28 protein-coding genes are annotated in these 17956 nt (G+C 67.0%); all 28 read right to left on the bottom strand.

Annotated elements, in window-relative coordinates:
* Positions 1-108: 108 nt before the first annotated feature.
* The 28 genes from rplO to FY549_RS01215 all read right to left on the bottom strand — a co-directional run bounded on the left by rplO (position 109) and on the right by FY549_RS01215 (position 17874).
* Positions 109-726 (bottom strand): 50S ribosomal protein L15, encoded by a 618-nt coding sequence (rplO, locus tag FY549_RS01080; protein WP_149083454.1) that lies wholly within the window; start codon positions 724-726, stop codon positions 109-111.
* Entirely contained in the window at positions 726-911 is a 186-nt protein-coding gene (gene rpmD / locus FY549_RS01085) for a 50S ribosomal protein L30 (protein WP_067121122.1), read from the bottom strand. The genes rplO and rpmD overlap by 1 nt, the downstream gene beginning before the upstream one ends.
* A complete protein-coding gene (rpsE, locus tag FY549_RS01090) occupies positions 911-1585 on the bottom strand; it encodes a 30S ribosomal protein S5 (protein WP_200838869.1) in 675 nt (224 codons plus the stop codon). The genes rpmD and rpsE overlap by 1 nt, the downstream gene beginning before the upstream one ends.
* 20 nt (positions 1586-1605) lie before the next feature.
* On the bottom strand, positions 1606-1965 hold the full coding sequence (gene rplR, locus FY549_RS01095) for a 50S ribosomal protein L18 (RefSeq protein ID WP_025102394.1): 360 nt from the start codon (positions 1963-1965) through the stop codon (positions 1606-1608).
* A 2-nt stretch (positions 1966-1967) separates the two neighbouring features.
* A complete protein-coding gene (gene rplF / locus FY549_RS01100; protein ID WP_149083455.1) occupies positions 1968-2504 on the bottom strand; it encodes a 50S ribosomal protein L6 in 537 nt (178 codons plus the stop codon).
* 6 nt (positions 2505-2510) lie between these two features.
* Positions 2511-2909 (bottom strand): 30S ribosomal protein S8, encoded by a 399-nt coding sequence (gene rpsH / locus FY549_RS01105; protein WP_025102396.1) that lies wholly within the window; start codon positions 2907-2909, stop codon positions 2511-2513.
* Positions 2910-3041: 132 nt separating this feature from the next.
* Positions 3042-3632, bottom strand: coding sequence for a 50S ribosomal protein L5 (gene rplE / locus FY549_RS01110; RefSeq protein ID WP_025102397.1), 591 nt, complete (start codon positions 3630-3632; stop codon positions 3042-3044).
* Entirely contained in the window at positions 3632-3991 is a 360-nt protein-coding gene (gene rplX / locus FY549_RS01115) for a 50S ribosomal protein L24 (protein ID WP_025102398.1), read from the bottom strand. The genes rplE and rplX overlap by 1 nt, the downstream gene beginning before the upstream one ends.
* 2 nt (positions 3992-3993) lie before the next feature.
* Positions 3994-4362 (bottom strand): 50S ribosomal protein L14, encoded by a 369-nt coding sequence (gene rplN, locus FY549_RS01120; RefSeq protein WP_025102399.1) that lies wholly within the window; start codon positions 4360-4362, stop codon positions 3994-3996.
* On the bottom strand, positions 4359-4676 hold the full coding sequence (gene rpsQ / locus FY549_RS01125) for a 30S ribosomal protein S17 (RefSeq protein WP_025102400.1): 318 nt from the start codon (positions 4674-4676) through the stop codon (positions 4359-4361). Before rpsQ ends, rplN begins: the two co-directional genes overlap by 4 nt.
* Positions 4676-4993, bottom strand: coding sequence for a 50S ribosomal protein L29 (gene rpmC / locus FY549_RS01130; protein ID WP_025102401.1), 318 nt, complete (start codon positions 4991-4993; stop codon positions 4676-4678). The genes rpsQ and rpmC overlap by 1 nt, the downstream gene beginning before the upstream one ends.
* Complete coding sequence (gene rplP, locus FY549_RS01135; RefSeq protein ID WP_025102402.1) at positions 4993-5412, bottom strand: 50S ribosomal protein L16; 420 nt, start codon at positions 5410-5412, stop codon at positions 4993-4995. The genes rpmC and rplP overlap by 1 nt, the downstream gene beginning before the upstream one ends.
* Positions 5412-6164: a 30S ribosomal protein S3 gene (gene rpsC, locus FY549_RS01140; protein ID WP_025102403.1), complete on the bottom strand. Its 753-nt coding sequence runs from the start codon at positions 6162-6164 to the stop codon at positions 5412-5414. The genes rplP and rpsC overlap by 1 nt, the downstream gene beginning before the upstream one ends.
* The gene (gene rplV / locus FY549_RS01145) at positions 6164-6562 is read right to left on the bottom strand and encodes a 50S ribosomal protein L22 (protein ID WP_025102404.1); all 399 of its coding nucleotides are present in this window, start codon (positions 6560-6562) and stop codon (positions 6164-6166) included. The genes rpsC and rplV overlap by 1 nt, the downstream gene beginning before the upstream one ends.
* Before the next feature lie 25 nt (positions 6563-6587).
* Positions 6588-6869 carry a 30S ribosomal protein S19 gene (gene rpsS / locus FY549_RS01150; protein WP_017201589.1) on the bottom strand — a complete coding sequence of 94 codons (282 nt, stop codon included), beginning with the start codon at positions 6867-6869 and terminating at the stop codon, positions 6588-6590.
* Positions 6870-6881: 12 nt separating this feature from the next.
* Positions 6882-7721, bottom strand: coding sequence for a 50S ribosomal protein L2 (gene rplB / locus FY549_RS01155; protein ID WP_025102405.1), 840 nt, complete (start codon positions 7719-7721; stop codon positions 6882-6884).
* 20 nt (positions 7722-7741) lie between these two features.
* Positions 7742-8065, bottom strand: a complete 324-nt coding sequence (gene rplW / locus FY549_RS01160; RefSeq protein WP_025102406.1) for a 50S ribosomal protein L23 — start codon at positions 8063-8065, stop codon at positions 7742-7744.
* The gene (gene rplD / locus FY549_RS01165; protein WP_149083456.1) at positions 8062-8724 is read right to left on the bottom strand and encodes a 50S ribosomal protein L4; all 663 of its coding nucleotides are present in this window, start codon (positions 8722-8724) and stop codon (positions 8062-8064) included. The genes rplW and rplD overlap by 4 nt, the downstream gene beginning before the upstream one ends.
* Before the next feature lie 2 nt (positions 8725-8726).
* Complete coding sequence (gene rplC, locus FY549_RS01170) at positions 8727-9386, bottom strand: 50S ribosomal protein L3 (protein WP_149083457.1); 660 nt, start codon at positions 9384-9386, stop codon at positions 8727-8729.
* Between the two features lie 8 nt (positions 9387-9394).
* Positions 9395-9703, bottom strand: coding sequence for a 30S ribosomal protein S10 (gene rpsJ, locus FY549_RS01175; protein ID WP_017201594.1), 309 nt, complete (start codon positions 9701-9703; stop codon positions 9395-9397).
* A gap of 870 nt (positions 9704-10573) precedes the next feature.
* Positions 10574-10786, bottom strand: a complete 213-nt coding sequence (locus FY549_RS01180) for a hypothetical protein (protein ID WP_149083458.1) — start codon at positions 10784-10786, stop codon at positions 10574-10576.
* A gap of 148 nt (positions 10787-10934) precedes the next feature.
* Positions 10935-12128 carry an elongation factor Tu gene (tuf, locus tag FY549_RS01185; RefSeq protein WP_062632876.1) on the bottom strand — a complete coding sequence of 398 codons (1194 nt, stop codon included), beginning with the start codon at positions 12126-12128 and terminating at the stop codon, positions 10935-10937.
* Positions 12129-12292: 164 nt separating this feature from the next.
* Positions 12293-14407 carry an elongation factor G gene (fusA, locus tag FY549_RS01190; RefSeq protein WP_149083459.1) on the bottom strand — a complete coding sequence of 705 codons (2115 nt, stop codon included), beginning with the start codon at positions 14405-14407 and terminating at the stop codon, positions 12293-12295.
* A 93-nt stretch (positions 14408-14500) separates the two neighbouring features.
* Complete coding sequence (gene rpsG / locus FY549_RS01195; protein WP_017201608.1) at positions 14501-14971, bottom strand: 30S ribosomal protein S7; 471 nt, start codon at positions 14969-14971, stop codon at positions 14501-14503.
* Positions 14972-14976: 5 nt separating this feature from the next.
* On the bottom strand, positions 14977-15345 hold the full coding sequence (gene rpsL / locus FY549_RS01200; protein WP_013584051.1) for a 30S ribosomal protein S12: 369 nt from the start codon (positions 15343-15345) through the stop codon (positions 14977-14979).
* A gap of 225 nt (positions 15346-15570) precedes the next feature.
* A complete protein-coding gene (locus FY549_RS01205) occupies positions 15571-16218 on the bottom strand; it encodes a spermidine/putrescine ABC transporter substrate-binding protein (RefSeq protein ID WP_187614894.1) in 648 nt (215 codons plus the stop codon).
* 49 nt (positions 16219-16267) lie between these two features.
* Positions 16268-16696, bottom strand: a complete 429-nt coding sequence (locus FY549_RS01210) for a hypothetical protein (RefSeq protein ID WP_259614187.1) — start codon at positions 16694-16696, stop codon at positions 16268-16270.
* A gap of 71 nt (positions 16697-16767) precedes the next feature.
* Positions 16768-17874, bottom strand: coding sequence for an ABC transporter (locus FY549_RS01215; protein ID WP_149083461.1), 1107 nt, complete (start codon positions 17872-17874; stop codon positions 16768-16770).
* Positions 17875-17956 lie beyond the last annotated feature (82 nt).

Consider the following 17956-nt stretch of genomic DNA (forward strand, 5'->3'; position numbering starts at 1 on the left):
TGAAAGACCAGGGTAACCCACTCCGAGGTCGGGGAATGCGAGCGGTCGGCTTAGCCCCGCCGAACCAGAAGAGGGGCCGGAGAATCTCCGACCCCTCTTCCGCAGTGGTTACTTGACGGATCCGCCCGCAGCCACGATCTTCTGCTCGGCAGAACCCGAGACCTTGTCGACCGCGACGGTGAGCTTCACGGCGATGTCGCCGCCTCCGAGAACCTTGACCTTCTCGTTCTTGCGAACCGCACCCTTGGCGACCAGGTCGCTCACGGTGACGTCGCCACCCTGGGGGTAGAGCTCCGCGAGCTTCTCCAGGTTCACGACCTGGTACTCGACGCGGAACGGGTTCTTGAAGCCGCGCAGCTTCGGCGTGCGCATGTGCAGCGGCATCTGGCCACCCTCGAAGCCGACGCGCACGGTGTTGCGGGCCTTGGTGCCCTTCGTGCCGCGACCGGCCGTCTTGCCCTTCGAGCCCTCACCACGACCGACACGGGTCTTCGCGGTGTTGGCGCCGGGGACCGGACGCAGGTGGTGGACCTTCAGCACGCCGGGGCGGGACGCCGGGGCGTCCTTCTTCGGCGCAGCCTTGGCGGAGCCGTCGGCCTTGGCGTCGGCGGCACTGGTCTTGGCCGGTGCCTTCTTCGCGGCGGGCTTCTTCGCAGCGTCGGCCTTGGGAGCCGCCGCCTTCTTCGTGGCCTTCTCGGCCTCGACGGCCTCGTTCTTCTCAGCCATTAGTCGATCTCCTCAACCTTGACGAGGTGGGCGACGGTCTTGACGTAGCCGCGCGTCTGCGCGTCGTCGGGACGGACGGTGGAGTCACCGATCCGCTTGAGACCGAGGCTGCGCAGCGTGTCGCGCTGGTTCTGCTTCTCGCTCACCTTGGACTTGATCTGCGTGACCTTCAGTCGCGCGGCCATCAGGCACCTACCTTCTGTGCGGCGATGGCCTCGGCCTCGGCGCGGACGAGCCGGGCCGGGGCGACCTGGTCGAACTCGAGACCACGACGTGCGGCGACGGCGCGGGGCTCCTCGAGCTCCTTCAGGGCGGTGACCGTCGCGTGCACGATGTTGATCGTGTTCGACGAGCCGAGCGACTTGGACAGCACGTCGTGGATACCGGCGCACTCGAGCACGGCGCGGACCGGACCACCGGCGATAACACCGGTACCGGCGGCGGCGGGGCGCAGGAGCACCACACCGGCGGCCGACTCACCCTGCACCGGGTGCGGGATGGTGCTGCCGACGCGCGGCACGCGGAAGAAGTTGCGCTTGGCCTCTTCGACACCCTTCGAGATCGCCAGAGGGACCTCACGGGCCTTGCCGTAGCCGACGCCCACCAGACCGTTGCCGTCTCCGACGACCACGAGAGCGGTGAAGCTGAAGCGACGACCGCCCTTCACGACCTTCGAGACGCGGTTGATGGTGACGACGCGCTCCAGGAACTGGTTGTCGCCGCGGTCGCGCGAGTTGCGGTCGCGGCCGCCCTGGTTGCGGTCACGTCCGCCGCGGCGGCCGTCCCGCTGGTCGCGAGTGGGCTCAGCCTGCGTGGTGCCGGCGGCCGTCTCGGAAGTGGCAGCAGCCGCTTCGGTCACTTCGTTCTCCTTGTTGTCACTCACAGTGCCAGACCCCCTTCACGGGCGCCGTCGGCGATGGCGGCGACACGACCCGCGTAGCGGTTGCCGCCACGGTCGAACACTGCCTCGGAAACGCCTGCGGCCTTCGCACGCTCGGCGAGGAGCTCGCCGACCTTGCGGGCCTTGGCGGTCTTGTCGCCATCCAGCGAACGCAGGTCGGTCTCGAGCGTCGAGGCCGAGGCGACCGTGTGGCCCTTGCTGTCGTCGACGAGCTGCACGAAGACGTGACGCGCCGAACGGTTGACGACGAGGCGCGGACGCACCTCGGTGCCCACGATCTTCTTGCGAAGACGGGCGTGACGACGCGCGCGGGCGTCGGACTTCGACTTCACAGCCATGGTTACTTACCAGCCTTTCCGGCCTTGCGACGCACGACCTCGCCGGCGTAGCGCACACCCTTGCCCTTGTACGGCTCGGGCTTGCGGATCTTGCGGATGTTCGCAGCCGCCTCGCCGACGGCCTGCTTGTCGATGCCGCTGACGGTGAGCTTGTTCGTGCCCTCGACCGTGAGCGTGATGCCGGCGGGCGGGTCGACCAGGACCGGGTGCGAGAAGCCGAGGGCGAACTCGACCGAGCTCCCCTTCTGCTGCACGCGGTAACCGGTGCCGACGACCTCGAGACCCTTGGTGTAGCCCTGGGTCACGCCGATGATGTTGTTGTTGATGAGCGTGCGGGTCAGGCCGTGCAGCGACCGGGACTCGCGCTCGTCGTCGGGGCGGGTGACGAGAACCTGGTTCTCCTCGACCGTGACCTCGATGGGGCTGGCCACCGTGAGGGTGAGCTCACCCTTGGGGCCCTTCACCGCGACCTCACGGCCGTCGACCGAAACGGTCACGCCCGCGGGAACGTCGATGGGAAGTCGTCCAATACGCGACATTTCGGATTACCACACGTAGGCGAGAACTTCTCCGCCCACGCCCTTCTGCTCAGCCTGGCGGTCCGTGAGGAGACCGGAGGAGGTGGACAGGATGGCCACGCCGAGGCCGCCGAGGACCGTGGGGATCTCGGTCGACTTCGCGTACACGCGGAGGCCGGGCTTCGACACGCGCTTGATGCCCGCGATCGAACGCTCGCGGTTCGGACCGTACTTCAGCGTCAGCGTGAGGTTCTTGCCCACGCGCGCGTCGGAGGTCTCCCAACCCGCGATGTAGCCCTCCTGCTGGAGGATCTCTGCGATGTGCGTCTTCAGCTTGCTCGACGGCAGCGTCACGGTGTCGTGGTGCGCCGAGTTCGCGTTGCGCAGACGGGTCAGCATGTCTGCGACCGGGTCTGTCATTGTCATTGTTGTCTACTTTCGTTCATGAGGTTCCGGCTGCCGTTACACGACAGACGGCCTGCGATGAGCACGCAATCTTCAATTGTACGTGCACATCGACGGGCTCAGTGACACGAGACCACTGAGCCCGTCGAAGGGTCACGCCTGGGCGTCGTCCGCGCGGAACGGGAAGCCGAGGTGACGGAGCAGCGCCCGGCCCTCGTCGTCCGTCTTCGCCGAGGTCACGACGGTGATGTCGAAACCGCGGACGCGGTCGATCTTGTCCTGGTCGATCTCGTGGAACACGCTCTGCTCCTGGAGACCGAAGGTGTAGTTGCCGTTGCCGTCGAACTGCTTGGCCGACAGACCGCGGAAGTCGCGGATGCGGGGCAGGGCGAGCGAGACCAGGCGGTCCACGAACTCCCACGCACGGTCGCCGCGGAGGGTGACGTGCGCGCCGATGGCCTGGCCCTCACGCAGCTTGAACTGCGCGATGGACTTGCGGGCCTTGGTGACGATCGGCTTCTGGCCGGTGATCTTGGTGAGGTCGTCGACCGCCCCATCGATCACCTTGCTGTCGCGAGCAGCCTCGCCGACACCGGTGTTCACGACGACCTTGACCAGGCCGGGGATCTGCATGACGTTCTCGTAGCCGAACTCGTCCTGCAGAGCCTTCTTGATCTCGGCGTTGTACTTCGCCTTCAGGCGGGGCTGGATCTTGCCAGCCACCGCAGCGTCGGTCGTTGCCATCAGAGGTCCTTACCGCTCTTCTTCGCGAAGCGCACGCGGACGGTGCGCTTCACGCCGTCCTTGGTCTGCTCCTCGACCCGGTGGCCGACCTTGGTCGGCTTCTTGGTCGAGGGGTCGACGAGTGCGACGTTCGAGATGTGGATGGGCGCCTCGACGGTCTCGAGGCCACCCGTCTTCGTGCCACGCTGCGTCTGACCGACGCGCGTGTGCTTGGTGACGTAGTTGACGCCTTCGACGACGACACGGTTCTGCTCGACGAGGACGTCGAGGACCTTGCCCTGCTTGCCGCGGTCGCCACCACGCTCGGGCTTGGCGCCCGAGATGACCTGAACCAGGTCGCCCTTCTTGATCTTCGCCATGATCAGATGACCTCCGGTGCCAGCGAGACGATCTTCATGAACTTCTTGTCACGAAGCTCACGGCCGACCGGCCCGAAGATACGGGTGCCGCGGGGCTCCCCGTCGTTCTTCAGGATGACGGCGGCGTTCTCGTCGAACTTGATGTAGGAGCCGTCGGGACGACGGGTCTCCTTCTTGGTGCGGACGATGACCGCCTTGACGACGTCGCCCTTCTTGACGTTGCCACCGGGGATCGCGTCCTTGACGGTCGCGACGATGGTGTCGCCCAGACCGGCGTAGCGGCGGCGCGAGCCCCCGAGGACACGGATCGTGAGCAGCTCCTTGGCGCCGGTGTTGTCGGCGACCTTGAGACGGGACTCCTGCTGAATCACTTGGCCTTCTCCAGAATCTCCACCAGACGCCAGCGCTTCGTGGCGCTCAGCGGGCGGGTCTCGTTGATCAGGACCAGGTCGCCGATGCCGGCGGAGTTCGCCTCATCGTGCGCCTTGACCTTCGACGTCCGGCGGATGACCTTGCCGTAAAGCGGGTGCTTCACGCGGTCCTCGACCTCGACGACGATCGTCTTGTCCATCTTGTCGCTGACGACATAGCCACGACGGGCCTTGCGGTACCCGCGGGCGTCGGCGTCGCGCACGTCGTGAGCGGCGTGCTCAGCCTCGACGGCGGCTTCCTTCTTGGTGGCCATCACTCAGCCTCTTCCTTCGGGGCGTCCTCGGCGGCGTCCGCCTTCTTCGCCTTCGACTTGGTCGCCTTCTTCGCGGGAGCCTCGACCGGAGCGGGCGTCGCACGGATGCCCAGCTCGCGCTCGCGGATCACCGTGTAGAGGCGCGCGATGTCGCGCTTGACGGCGCGGATGCGGCCGTGGCTCTCCAGCTGGCCGGTGGCCGACTGGAAACGGAGGTTGAACAGCTCCTCCTTGGCCTTGCGCAGCTCCTCAACGAGGCGCTGGTCTTCGAACGTGTCGAGCTCTGCCGGAGCGAGCTCCTTGGTGCCGATCGCCATTACGCGTCGCCCTCCTCGCGCTTGATGATGCGTGCCTTGAGCGGCAGCTTGTGGATTGCACGGGTCAGTGCCTCGCGAGCGAGCTGCTCGTCGACACCCGCGACCTCGAAGAGGACGCGGCCCGGCTTGACGTTGGCGACCCACCACTCGGGGGAACCCTTACCGGAACCCATGCGGGTCTCGGCCGGCTTCTTCGTGAGCGGACGGTCCGGGTAGATGTTGATCCACACCTTGCCGCCACGCTTGATGTGACGGGTCATCGCGATACGAGCGGACTCGATCTGACGGTTCGTCACGTACGCGGGGGTCAGGGCCTGGATGCCGAACTCGCCGAAGGAGACCTTCGTGCCGCCGGTGGCCTGACCCGAGCGCCCCGGGTGGTGCTGCTTGCGGTACTTGACCTTACGGGGGATGAGCATTATGCCGACGCTCCTTCTGCAACAGGTGCCTCGTTGCGCGGGGCACGGCGGCGGTCACCACGGTCGTCGCGGCGCGACTTCGGCGCGTTGGCCTGCTCGCGCGCGAGCTCCTTGGCGGTGAGGTCGCCCTTGTAGATCCACACCTTCACGCCGATGCGGCCGAAGGTGGTCTTGGCCTCGTAGAAGCCGTAGTCGATGTTCGCGCGGAGCGTGTGCAGCGGCACACGACCCTCGCGGTAGAACTCCGACCGGCTCATCTCGGCGCCGCCGAGACGGCCCGAGACCTGGATGCGGATGCCCTTGGCGCCGGCGCGCTGTGCACCCTGCAGACCCTTGCGCATCGCGCGACGGAACGCCACGCGAGCCGAGAGCTGCTCGGCGATGCCCTGGGCGACCAGCTGAGCGTCGGCCTCGGGGTTCTTGACCTCGAGGATGTTCAGCTGGATCTGCTTGCCCGTGAGCTTCTCGAGGTCGCCACGGATGCGCTCGGCCTCGGCGCCACGACGACCGATCACGATGCCCGGGCGGGCGGTGTGGATGTCGACGCGGACGCGGTCACGGGTGCGCTCGATCTCGATGTTCGAGACGCCGGCACGGTCGAGCTGCGTCTGCAGCAGACGACGGATCTTGATGTCCTCGGCCACGTAGTCGGCGTAACGCTGACCCGGCTTCGTCGAGTCGGAGAACCAGCGCGACACGTGGTCCGTGGTGATGCCGAGGCGGAAGCCGTACGGGTTGACCTTCTGTCCCATTACTTGCTCGCCTTCTTGTTGCTGTCGCCGGCCGCGGCGGGAGCCGCCTCCGGCGTCGAGAGCACGACCGTGATGTGGCTCGTGCGCTTCTTGATCTGGAAAGCGCGACCCTGTGCACGGGGCTGGAAACGCTTGAGCGTCGTGCCCTCGTCCACGTACGCGTTCTTCACGTACAGGTCCTGCTCGTCGAGGTACTCGCCGTCACGATCCGCCTTGACCTGCGCGTTGGCCATGGCCGACGCGACAAGCTTGTAGATCGGCTCACTGGCGGACTGCTGAGCGAACTTCAGGATCGCCAGAGCCTCCTGGGCCTGCTTGCCCTTGATGAGCGCGACGACACGACGAGCCTTCTGAGGGGTCACGCGGATGTGTCGCACGCGTGCGATGGACTCCACCATTTCTCTCTCCTCTATCGCCGCCGCGTCAGCGGCGACGGCCCTTCTTGTCGTCCTTCTCGTGGCCGCGGAAGGTGCGGGTGGGCGCGAACTCGCCCAGCTTGTGACCGACCATGGTCTCGGAGACAAACACGGGGATGTGCTTGCGACCGTCGTGGACCGCGATCGTGTGACCCAGCATCGCCGGGATGATCATGGACCGGCGGGACCAGGTCTTGATGACGTTCTTCGTGCCGGCTTCGTTCTGCACGACCACCTTGCGAAGCAGGTGCTCGTCGACGAAGGGGCCCTTCTTGAGACTGCGAGGCATCTTCTCTTACTCCTACTTGCGCTTCTTGCCGGCGTTGCGACGACGCACGATGTACTTGTCGCTTTCCTTGTTGGCGTGGCGGGTGCGGCCCTCGGCCTGACCCCACGGGGAGACGGGGTGACGTCCACCGGACGTCTTGCCCTCACCACCACCGTGCGGGTGGTCGACCGGGTTCATCGCGACACCGCGGACGGTCGGGCGGACGCCCTTCCAGCGCATGCGGCCGGCCTTGCCCCAGTTGATGTTCGACTGCTCGGCGTTGCCGACCTCGCCGATGGTCGCGCGGCAGCGCGCATCGACGTTGCGGATCTCACCCGAGGGCAGACGCAGCTGGGCGTAGGGGCCGTCCTTGGCGACGAGGCGGACCGACGCACCGGCCGAGCGCGCCATCTTCGCGCCGCCGCCCGGGCGGAGCTCGATGGCGTGGATGACGGTACCCGTGGGGATGTTCTTCAGCGGGAGGTTGTTCCCCGGCTTGATGTCCGCCGCGGGGCCCGACTCGACGATGTCGCCCTGCTTCAGCTTCGCCGGCGCGAGGATGTAGCGCTTCTCGCCGTCGAAGTAGTGCAGCAGCGCGATGCGCGCGGTGCGGTTGGGGTCGTACTCGATGTGAGCGACCTTGGCGTTCACGCCGTCCTTGTCATTGCGACGGAAGTCGATGACGCGGTACTGGCGCTTGTGGCCACCACCGATGTGACGGGTCGTGATGCGGCCCTGGTTGTTGCGACCACCGGTCTTCGAGATCGGGCGCAGCAGCGACTTCTCCGGCGTCGATCGGGTGATCTCGGCGAAGTCAGCCACCGACGAGCCGCGACGGCCCGGGGTCGTGGGCTTGTACTTGCGAATAGCCATGATTGTCCTTATCCCCCGGATCAGCCGATTGCCGTGAAGATGTCGATGGTGCCCGACTTCAGGCTCACGATGGCGCGCTTGGTGTCCTTGCGCTTACCGGTGCCGAAGCGGGTGCGACGGGCCTTGCCGACGCGGTTGATCGTGTTGACGGACGCGACCTTGACGCCGAAGATCTTCTCGATGGCGAGCTTGATCTCGGTCTTCGAAGCGCGCGGGTCGACGAGGAACGTGTACTTGCCCTCGTCGATCAGGCCGTAGCTCTTCTCGGACACGACCGGCTTCAGGATGATGTCGCGCGGGTCCTTGTTCAGGGCCGTCTGGAGAACAGATGCCTGCTCGCTCATGCGGAGACCTCCTGGTTGGCGCCGGACTTGGAGGCGATGAAGCCCTCGAGCGCGGCCTGGGTGAAGACGATGTCGTCGGAGACGAGCACGTCGTAGGCGTTGAGCTGGTCGTACGTCAGCACGTGAACGTGGCCGAGGTTGCGGATGCTCTTGAGCGCGAGCTCGTCACCGCGCTCGATGACCACGAGGACGTTCTTCGACGTCGCGACCTGGGCGAGGAAGCCCGCGGCGGCCTTGGTCGACGGCGCGCCGTCGGTGCCGAAGGTGTCGATCGCGTGCAGACGGTCACCGCGGAAGCGGTCGCTGAGCGCGCCCAGCAGGGCGGCCGCGATCATCTTCTTGGGGGTGCGCTGCGAGTAGTCGCGCGGCTTCGGGCCGTGGACGATGCCACCGCCGGTCATGTGCGGCGCGCGGATCGAGCCCTGACGGGCGTTACCCGTGCCCTTCTGCTTGAAGGGCTTGCGGCCGGCACCCGAGACCTCGCCACGACGCTTGGTCGAGTGCGTGCCCTGGCGAGCCGCTGCGAGCTGCGCGACGACGACCTGGTGGATGAGCGGGATGTTCGTCTTGACGTCGAACAGAGCGGCGGGAAGCTCGACGGAGCCTGCCTTCTTGCCGTCTGCCGTGAGGACGTCGAGCGCGAGAGTGGAGTCAGCCATGATCAGGCACCCTTCACTGCGTTGCGGACGTAGACGATGCGGCCGCGAGCACCGGGGACGGCGCCCTTGACGAGCATGAGTCCCTTCTCGATGTCGATGGCGTGCACCGTGAGGTTGAGGACGGTCACGCGCTCGCCACCCATACGGCCGGCCATGCGCATGCCCTTGAAGACGCGGCTCGGGGTCGACGATGCGCCGATCGAACCGGGCTTGCGGTGGTTGCGGTGCGCACCGTGCGATGCCGAGACGCCCTTGAAGTTGTGGCGCTTCATGACACCGGCGGTGCCCTTGCCCTTGCTCGTGCCGACGACGTCGACGAGCTGCCCGGCCTCGAACGTGCCGTCCACCGTGAGCTCCTGGCCCAGCGTGTAGTCGGCGGCGTCGGCCGTGCGGATCTCGGTCACGTGGCGACGCGGCGTGACGCCGGCGGCCTCGAAGTGTGCCGAGAGGGGCTTGTTCACCTTGCGCGGGTCGATCTGGCCGTACGCGATCTGCACGGCGTTGTAGCCGTCCTTCTCGGGGGTACGGATCTGGGTGACCACGTTCGGCGCGAGCTCGATGACGGTGACGGGAACGAGCTTGCCGTTCTCGTTCCAGACCTGGGTCATGCCGAGCTTGGTGCCGAGCATGCCCTTGGAAACCTTGGAGTTGATGTCAGCCATGTCGAACCTCAGAGCTTGATCTCGATGTTGACGTCGGCCGGCAGGTCGAGACGCATCAGCGAGTCGACGGCCTTGGGCGTCGGGTCGACGATGTCGATCAGGCGCTTGTGGGTGCGCATCTCGAAGTGCTCGCGGCTGTCCTTGTACTTGTGGGGCGACCGGATGACGCACACGACGTTCTTCTCGGTCGGAAGGGGCACGGGGCCGACGACGGTCGCGCCCGCACGGGTCACGGTGTCGACGATCTTGCGTGCGGACGTGTCGATGACCTCGTGGTCATACGACTTCAGGCGAATGCGGATCTTCTGTCCCGCCATTGTCTGCTCTCTCTCTTTCAGCGTCTTACCGTCCTGGACCGGGTGGCCCTGGGGCATTGGACGCACGTCGGCGCTGTTCACGCCTCGGCACTCGTCTTCTCGGACTCCCCGACCTGGCGGTCTCGGAGCCTGTCGAAGAGGCTGCACCACTGTTCTGCTGTCAGCCGCACACCCGGAGGCGGACGGATGCCCGACTCCCGCCGCGCACGGCAGTGCCCTCGATGATGAAGGTGTCGGGATTGTGTTCTGCTGCCCGCGGCCTAGAACCCTGCAGCCTCCCGGAGGAGACGCCGTCTATGCACTGCCCTGGCAGTGATCCGGCGCACGCACAGCGGCGACGGAATATCGAACCTGTCTATTCTGCCACGGCGGATTTCACTTCCGCAAACCCGGGCGTGTCGCGCTCACCGGACTCTCAGCGTCCTCGCTCCCCGGGGCACTCAGACGGCGGTGGAGCGCGGGGCGAGGCATCCCCATGCCTCGCCCCGCTTGGGGAGGGCGTTCAGTGCGAGGGGGCACACCGAACGCGAGGAATCCGGCGTGAAGGGACGCCGGACGCCTCGACCGAGGGCGCGGCGGAGATCCCGCCGCGCAGGCGGGGAGACGCTCAGGCGCACGGAGTGCGCGCGTCGCACGATGATCCCCAAGATCGCTTTCCCCAGTTTCCGAACGCGGATGTACCGCGTGATTCGGGAGCCGAACCCCTTCGGCATCCCCGACCGCAAGATCCCCAGGCGGTCGAGATGATCCTACTCGATGCAAGCGCGAATGCGCCACATCCGAGGGCGCGGTGCACCCGCCCTCCCCCGTCCACGGAGAAGCGGCGGCCCCGGCAAGGGGAGCCGCCGCTCACCGCGGAGTCGCGGGGCCCTACTCGTTGCCGACGGCCTTGTCGGCCTGAGCGCGGATCTCGTCGATCTTGTCCGCCGCTCCGGGCGCGATCTTCTTCGCGAAGTCGGCGACGCCGTCGAGCACCTTGTCGCTGACGTCCTCTGCCTGCTCGCTCTTGACCGCCTCGGCCAGCTTGTCCTTGTTCTGCTCGTAGAGGTCCTTGCCCTTGTTGACGGCGTCCTCGATACCCATGTGAATCCCCTTCGGAGGTGTGCACACCCGACGATCTCGTCGGACACCCTCATTGTGCCGGGAGAACGCGAGCGACGGAACCGTCACGCCGGAAAACGACAGAGGGGCCGAGCCCGAAGGCTCGACCCCTCTGCGAGGAAGCGGATGCTTACTTGATGATCTTCGTCACCGTACCGGCGCCGACCGTACGGCCACCCTCACGGATGGCGAAGCCGAGGCCCTCCTCCATGGCGATCGGCTGGATCAGCTCGACCGTCATGTCGGTGGTGTCGCCGGGCATGACCATCTCGGTGCCCTCGGGCAGCGTGATGACGCCGGTGACGTCCGTGGTGCGGAAGTAGAACTGCGGACGGTAGTTCGTGTAGAAGGGGTTGTGGCGGCCACCCTCGTCCTTGGACAGGATGTAGGCCGTGCCCTCGAAGTCGGTGTGCGGCGTGACCGAACCCGGCTTCACGATGACCTGGCCGCGCTCCACGTCCTCGCGCTTCGTGCCGCGGAGGAGCAGACCACAGTTCTCGCCGGCCCAGGCCTCGTCGAGCTGCTTGTGGAACATCTCGATACCGGTGACGGTCGTCTTCTGCGTCGGGCGCAGACCCACGATCTCGACCTCGGAGTTGATGGCCAGCGTGCCACGCTCGGCGCGACCCGTGACGACGGTGCCACGACCGGTGATCGTGAAGACGTCCTCGACGGGCATGAGGAACGGCTTGTCACGGTCACGCTCCGGGTCCGGAACGCTGTCGTCGACAGCCTGCATCAGCTCGAGGATCGCGTCGACCCACTTCTCGTCGCCCTCGAGGGCCTTGAGAGCGGAGACACGGACGACGGGAGCGTTGTCGCCGTCGAAGCCCTGGCTCGAGAGCAGCTCGCGGACCTCGAGCTCGACGAGCTCCAGGATCTCCTCGTCGTCGACCGCGTCGGACTTGTTCAGCGCGACGAGCAGGTAGGGAACGCCGACCTGCTTGGCGAGCAGCACGTGCTCGCGCGTCTGCGCCATCGGGCCGTCGGTGGCCGCGACGACGAGGATCGCGCCGTCCATCTGCGCCGCACCCGTGATCATGTTCTTGACGTAGTCGGCGTGGCCGGGGGCGTCAACGTGGGCGTAGTGGCGCTTCGGGGTCTCGTACTCGATGTGCGAGATGTTGATCGTGATACCGCGCTGGCGCTCTTCCGGCGCCGAGTCGATGGAAGCGAAGTCACGCTGCACGTTCGTGTCGGACGGGTACTTGTCAGCAAGCACCTTCGAGATCGCTGCGGAGAGCGTGGTCTTGCCGTGGTCGACGTGACCGATCGTTCCGATGTTGACGTGCGGCTTGGTCCGCTCGAACTTGGCCTTAGCCACTGGGTCCTCCTCAGGACGTCGTTGTAGAGGTGCCGGGCACTGGTTTGCGACCGGTTCTCTACTGGTTAGGTTCTCAGTTTAGTAGAGAGGGAATGTGAAGTTGTAGGTGACCTGGGAACCCCGGGTGCCTCGACAGGCTCAGCACCCCGGGGTTCCCAGAAGTGTTACTCGCCCTTGGCCTTCTGGACGATCTCGTCGGCCACCGCGCGCGGGACCTCGGCGTAGCTGTCGAACTCCATCGAGTAGACGGCACGGCCGGAGGTCTTCGAGCGCAGGTCGCCGATGTAGCCGAACATCTCGGACAGCGGCACCGCGGCACGGACCACCTTGACGCCGGCGGCGTCCTCCATCGACTGGATCTGGCCACGACGCGAGTTCAGGTCGCCGATGACGTCACCCATGTACTCCTCCGGAGTACGGACCTCGACGGCCATCAGCGGCTCGAGCAGCACGGGGTTGGCGCGGCGAGCGGCCTCCTTGAAGCCCATGGAGCCCGCGATCTTGAACGCCATCTCCGAGGAGTCGACGTCGTGCGCCGCACCGTCGACGATGGTCGCCTTGACGCCCACCATCGGGTAGCCCGCGAGGACGCCGACATTCATCGCGTCCTGGAAACCGGCATCGATCGATCCGATGTACTCGCGCGGGATACGGCCACCGGTGACCGCGTTCACGAACTCGTACGTCTTCTCGCCGTCGAGCTCGAGCGGCTCGATGTTGAACTGGATCTTGGCGAACTGGCCCGACCCACCGGTCTGCTTCTTGTGCGTGTAGTCGTGCTTCTCGACGGCCTTGCGGATCGTCTCGCGGTACGCCACCTGCGGCTTGCCGACGTTCGCCTCGACGCGGAACTCGCGCTTCATGCGGTCCACGAGGATGTCGAGGTGCAGCTCGCCCATGCCCTTGATGGTCGTCTGACCGGTCTCGGGGTTGAGCTCGGTGCGGAAGGTCGGGTCCTCCTCAGCGAGCTTCTGGATCGCGAGACCCAGCTTCTCCTGGTCGGCCTTGGTCTTCGGCTCGATGGCGACCTCGATCACCGGCTCCGGGAACGTCATCGACTCGAGGACGACCGGCTGCGCGATGTCGGCGAGGGTGTCACCGGTGGTGGTGTCCTTCAGACCGATGACCGCATAGATGTTGCCGGCGGTCAGCTTGTCGACCGGGTTCTCCTTGTTGGCGTGCATCTGGAAGATCTTCCCGATGCGCTCCTTCTTGCCCTTGGTCGAGTTGATGACCTGGGCACCCGACTCGAGCTCGCCCGAGTAGACGCGCACGTACGTCAGACGACCGAAGAACGGGTGCACGGCGACCTTGAAGGCCAGAGCCGCGAACGGGTCCTTCGCGTCGGGGTGACGCTCGATGATCTTCTCCTCGTCCTTCGGGTCGTGCGCCTCGATGGCGGGCACGTCCAGCGGGGACGGCAGGTAGTCGACGACGGCGTCCAGCATGGGCTGCACGCCACGGTTCTTGAACGCGGAGCCACAGAGGACCGGGTAGATCTCGCTGGCGACGACCATCTTGCGGATGGCGCCCTTGATCTCCGCGACGGTGAGCTCCTCGCCGCCGAAGAACTTCTCGAGAAGCTCCTCGTCCGACTCGGCGACCGTCTCGAGCAGCTGCTGGCGGTAGTCCTCGGCCTTGTCCTTGAGGTCGGCCGGGATCTCCTGCACCTCGTAGGAGGCACCCATGGTCACGTCACCCTTGGCATCGCCGGGCCACACCAGAGCGCGCATCTCGACGAGGTCGATGACGCCGACGAAGTCGTTCTCGGCACCGATCGGGAGCTGCAGCACCAGCGGCTTGGCGCCGAGGCGGTTGATGATCGTGTCGACCGTGAAGTAGAAGTCCGCGCCGAGCTTGTCCATCTTGTTGACGAAGCAGATGCGGGGAACGTTGTACTTGTCGGCCTGACGCCACACGGTCTCGGACTGGGGCTCGACGCCCTCCTTGCCGTCGAACACGGCGACCGCGCCGTCGAGGACGCGGAGCGAGCGCTCCACCTCGACCGTGAAGTCGACGTGACCGGGGGTGTCGATGATGTTGATCTGGTTCTTGTTCCAGAAGCAGGTCACGGCGGCAGACGTGATCGTGATGCCGCGCTCCTTCTCCTGCTCCATCCAGTCGGTGGTCGAGGCGCCGTCGTGCGTCTCGCCGAGCTTGTGGTTGACGCCCGTGTAGAACAGGATGCGCTCGGTCGTCGTGGTCTTGCCGGCATCGATGTGCGCCATGATGCCGATGTTGCGGACCTTGCTCAGGTCCGTGAGCACGTCTTGTGCCACAGGAGTGTCCTTATCTTTTGGAGCAGTCGTACTGCGAAGAGGGGGTGCGACGGGCCCAGGAACGCGGAGCGGTCCCTGAGCCCGTCGAAGGGGTTACCAGCGGTAGTGAGCGAACGCGCGGTTCGACTCGGCCATCTTGTGGGTGTCCTCACGGCGCTTGACCGCGGCACCGAGGCCGTTCGACGCGTCCAGGATCTCGTTCTGGAGACGCTCGGTCATCGTCTTCTCACGACGACCCTTCGCGTAGCTCACGAGCCAGCGCAGCGCGAGCGTGTTCGCGCGGTGCGGCTTGACCTCGACCGGAACCTGGTAGGTCGAGCCACCGACGCGGCGGCTGCGGACCTCGAGCGTGGGGCGCACGTTGTCGAGCGCCTTCTTCAGGGTGGCGACGGCGTCCTGGCCGTTCTTCGCCTCGACGCCGCGGAGGGCGCCGTAGACGATCGACTCGGCCAGCGACTTCTTGCCGTCGACGAGGATCTTGTTCACCAGCGAGGTGACGATCGGAGCGCCGTAGACCGGGTCGTTGACGACGGGGCGCTTGGGGGCGGGACCCTTACGAGGCATCTAACTCAACCCTTCTTCGCGCCGTAGCGGGAACGAGCCTGCTTACGGTTCTTGACGGCCTGGGTGTCCAGGGCGCCACGGACGATCTTGTAACGCACACCGGGGAGGTCCTTAACACGACCGCCGCGGACGAGCACGAGGGAGTGCTCCTGCAGGTTGTGGCCCTCACCGGGGATGTACGCGGTGACCTCGGTCCCGTTGCGGAGCTTCACACGAGCGACCTTGCGCATCGCCGAGTTCGGCTTCTTCGGGGTGGTGGTGTAGACGCGGGTGCAGACCCCGGCCTGCTGCGGGTTCGACTTGAGCGCGGGCGCCTTGGTCTTCGAGACCTTGGGCGAGCGACCCTTGCGAACCAACTGCTGAATGGTTGGCACGTTCTCTCCTCATAGTGCTGCACGGTGACAGCGTGATGGGTTTCACATCATGACCCACCGGCACGCCGGAACCGACGAGCTTTTGGTGTGGTGGGTATGCCGTGGGGGCGGACCGGCGAGGTGCCGACGCCCAGCGCACACGTCAGGACGTGCACACACCTGATCAAGTGTAATGCCGCGTAACCTGACGGTCAAATGTCGGCCACGCCGTCGAACCGCGCGGCGTCAGGGGATGTCGGGGTCGAACGGAGAGTCCAGCGACTCCGTGAGTTCGGCGAGGAGGGCTTCGATCTGGGGCTCGACGTGCCGGGACACCGCAGCCTGGATCGCGATGCGGTGCCGCAGCAGCATCCCGCAGATCTCCCGCCCCACGAGGTTCGCGTACTCGTCCGCGAGGGCCACCTCCTGCCGCAGCGCCGTCTTGGCCTCCTCGGACAGCGGCGGCAGGGGCGGGAGCTCGGCCGCCGAGTCGTCGGCGAGGCCGGCGATCGTGAAGAGGAACGGCGCGCCGGGCACGGGCTCCGGGTCCAGCGGCATGCCCTCGAACTCGGGATCGAGGTCCTCCGTCGGACGGTAGCTGCGCGCGCGGTTGCGAGCCGCCTGCTGATCGAGCTCACGCTGGAGCGTCGGCAGGTTCCGTGCCGTGTACTCGGCGACGGCGTGGTCGACGATGGTCTTGATCCGCGTCGAGAGACCGTGCTGCACGCCGTGCGGTGTGGTGCCGGCGATCCCGGCCGCCGCGAGGATGGGCGAGCCGAGACAGCGGCGGCAGGGCGCGGTCCGGCCACGGTGGGTCGCCGGCTCCCAGCGCGGCACCCAGCGCAGCCAGGCCTCGACGGCCTGGTCGACCTGCGTCTCCAACGAGCGCTCCACCCCACCAGCGTACGGCGCGGCGCCGCTCACGGAGCGGATTTCCCGGGTGTCACTCCCCGTCGTCACGCTCCCAGGGCCAACGCGGCCGTGCGGATCGCGTCCTGCGGAGCGCGATACCGCCCCATGCCGCCACCGCCGCAGCGGCCAGGAGCACGAGGCTCGCTCCGCCGCGGACGAGGTCTCCGGCGACGGCCGTGGCCACGACCAGGTCGCCCGTCGCCGTGAGCGTTGCGATCCAGACGATGACCAGGTGCACGAGAGCCGTGAGCAGCGCGATCACCGGCGCGGAGCCGAAGGAGGCGTGGCCACGTCGTACCGTCGCCCACAGGACGAGGGCGAACACGACGACGGCCGCGGCCATGCCGGACACACCGGGCACCTGCCCCAGGCCCGGCACGCCGATGATGTCGCGGTCGGTGGCGACACTCAGCGCCCCGAGACCGAAGACGGCGAGGGCGAAGAAGCCGATGGTGGCCATCACCGCAGCGAGGACAGCCGAAACCCCCGCGGACTCGGGCCCGCGGGGGTTCGGCGTGGTGGTGTTCGTGATTACCTCGAAAGCGTGGGACCGGCCTCGAGGGTGCGCTCGTACTCGCGCTGCGCCTCCTCGTTCAGCTCAGTCTTGCGGGCACCGCTGCGGGCCACCCAGGCGCCGAACCAGATCGTGAGCTCGCGGGCGAAGACGAAGGCGGCGATGGCCAGCGGTGCCAGGAGCTGCTCCCCCGCGAGTTCGAGGCCCTGGGATGCGGTGAGCTTCCAGAACGGCGCCTCGAAGAGCTGTCCCAGGATGTGCCCGGCGTACGCGATCAAGCCCACGATGATGCCGAAGACCACCCACAGCCCCCATCGGCCGCGGTTGATGATCGCGCCGAGGAGCCAGAAGCCGAGGAAGAACACGACAACCGGAGTCCAGAAACCCCAGGTGAGCAGCGGGGCGACAAGCGCCTCGCCGATGTTCTCCCCGTTGACGTCGCCGGCGAGGGCACCGAGGCCGAGCGTGGTGGCGAGATAGAGCAGGGCGAACGCGACGGTCGCGAGCAGACCGATCGCTCCGGCCGTGCCACGGTTTCCGCGTTCGCGGGGCGGCTCCGGCGCCTGGACGAAGATGGGCTGCGGCTGCTGCGGGGCGGCCGAACCGTTCGCGAGCGGCTCGGACGGCACGATGCGGGTCTCGGTGTCGTCGGCGTGCGAGGCGTACGCCGCACCCGCCATGGCCGACTCCTCGTGTGCGGGGGTGGTCGGCGTCGCGTACAGCGACGTCTCCGGCGTCGCGTACAGCGACGTCTCGGGGGTCGCATCGCGACGGTCGGCGTCGCGGAGATCGGCGTCTCGGCGGTCGGCGGTGAACCGGTCGTTCTCGGTACGCGAAGGCGTCGGGACCGTGGACCCGAAGGTGCCGGGGTGCTCCCGCTCGGCGGCCTCGAAGGCGGCGAGGTCGGGATCGACGGCGGGCTCCTGACGCGTGACGGCCGGATCTGCGGCGGCCTCGCCGGACGGGGCGGCGTCGGTGTTCACGCCGTCCGCACGCGTGTCGTCGGCGTGGCCGGGGACATCTCCGCGGGCCGCCGCTGCGGCGTCGAGACCGGCGTTCGCGCTGTCGACGACGTCGTCGACGTCGTTCGGCTTCTCGGGCTGACGAGCCTCGGGATCACTCATGGGATGCGCCTCTCATCGGGGATGTGCAGTGCGAGGTTACCGCTGCGCGTCCCGGCGCTTCCGGAGGCGTGCCGACGTGTCG

It is taken from the genome of Microbacterium sp. 1S1 (assembly GCF_008271365.1).
Taxonomy (GTDB): Bacteria; Actinomycetota; Actinomycetes; order Actinomycetales; family Microbacteriaceae; genus Microbacterium.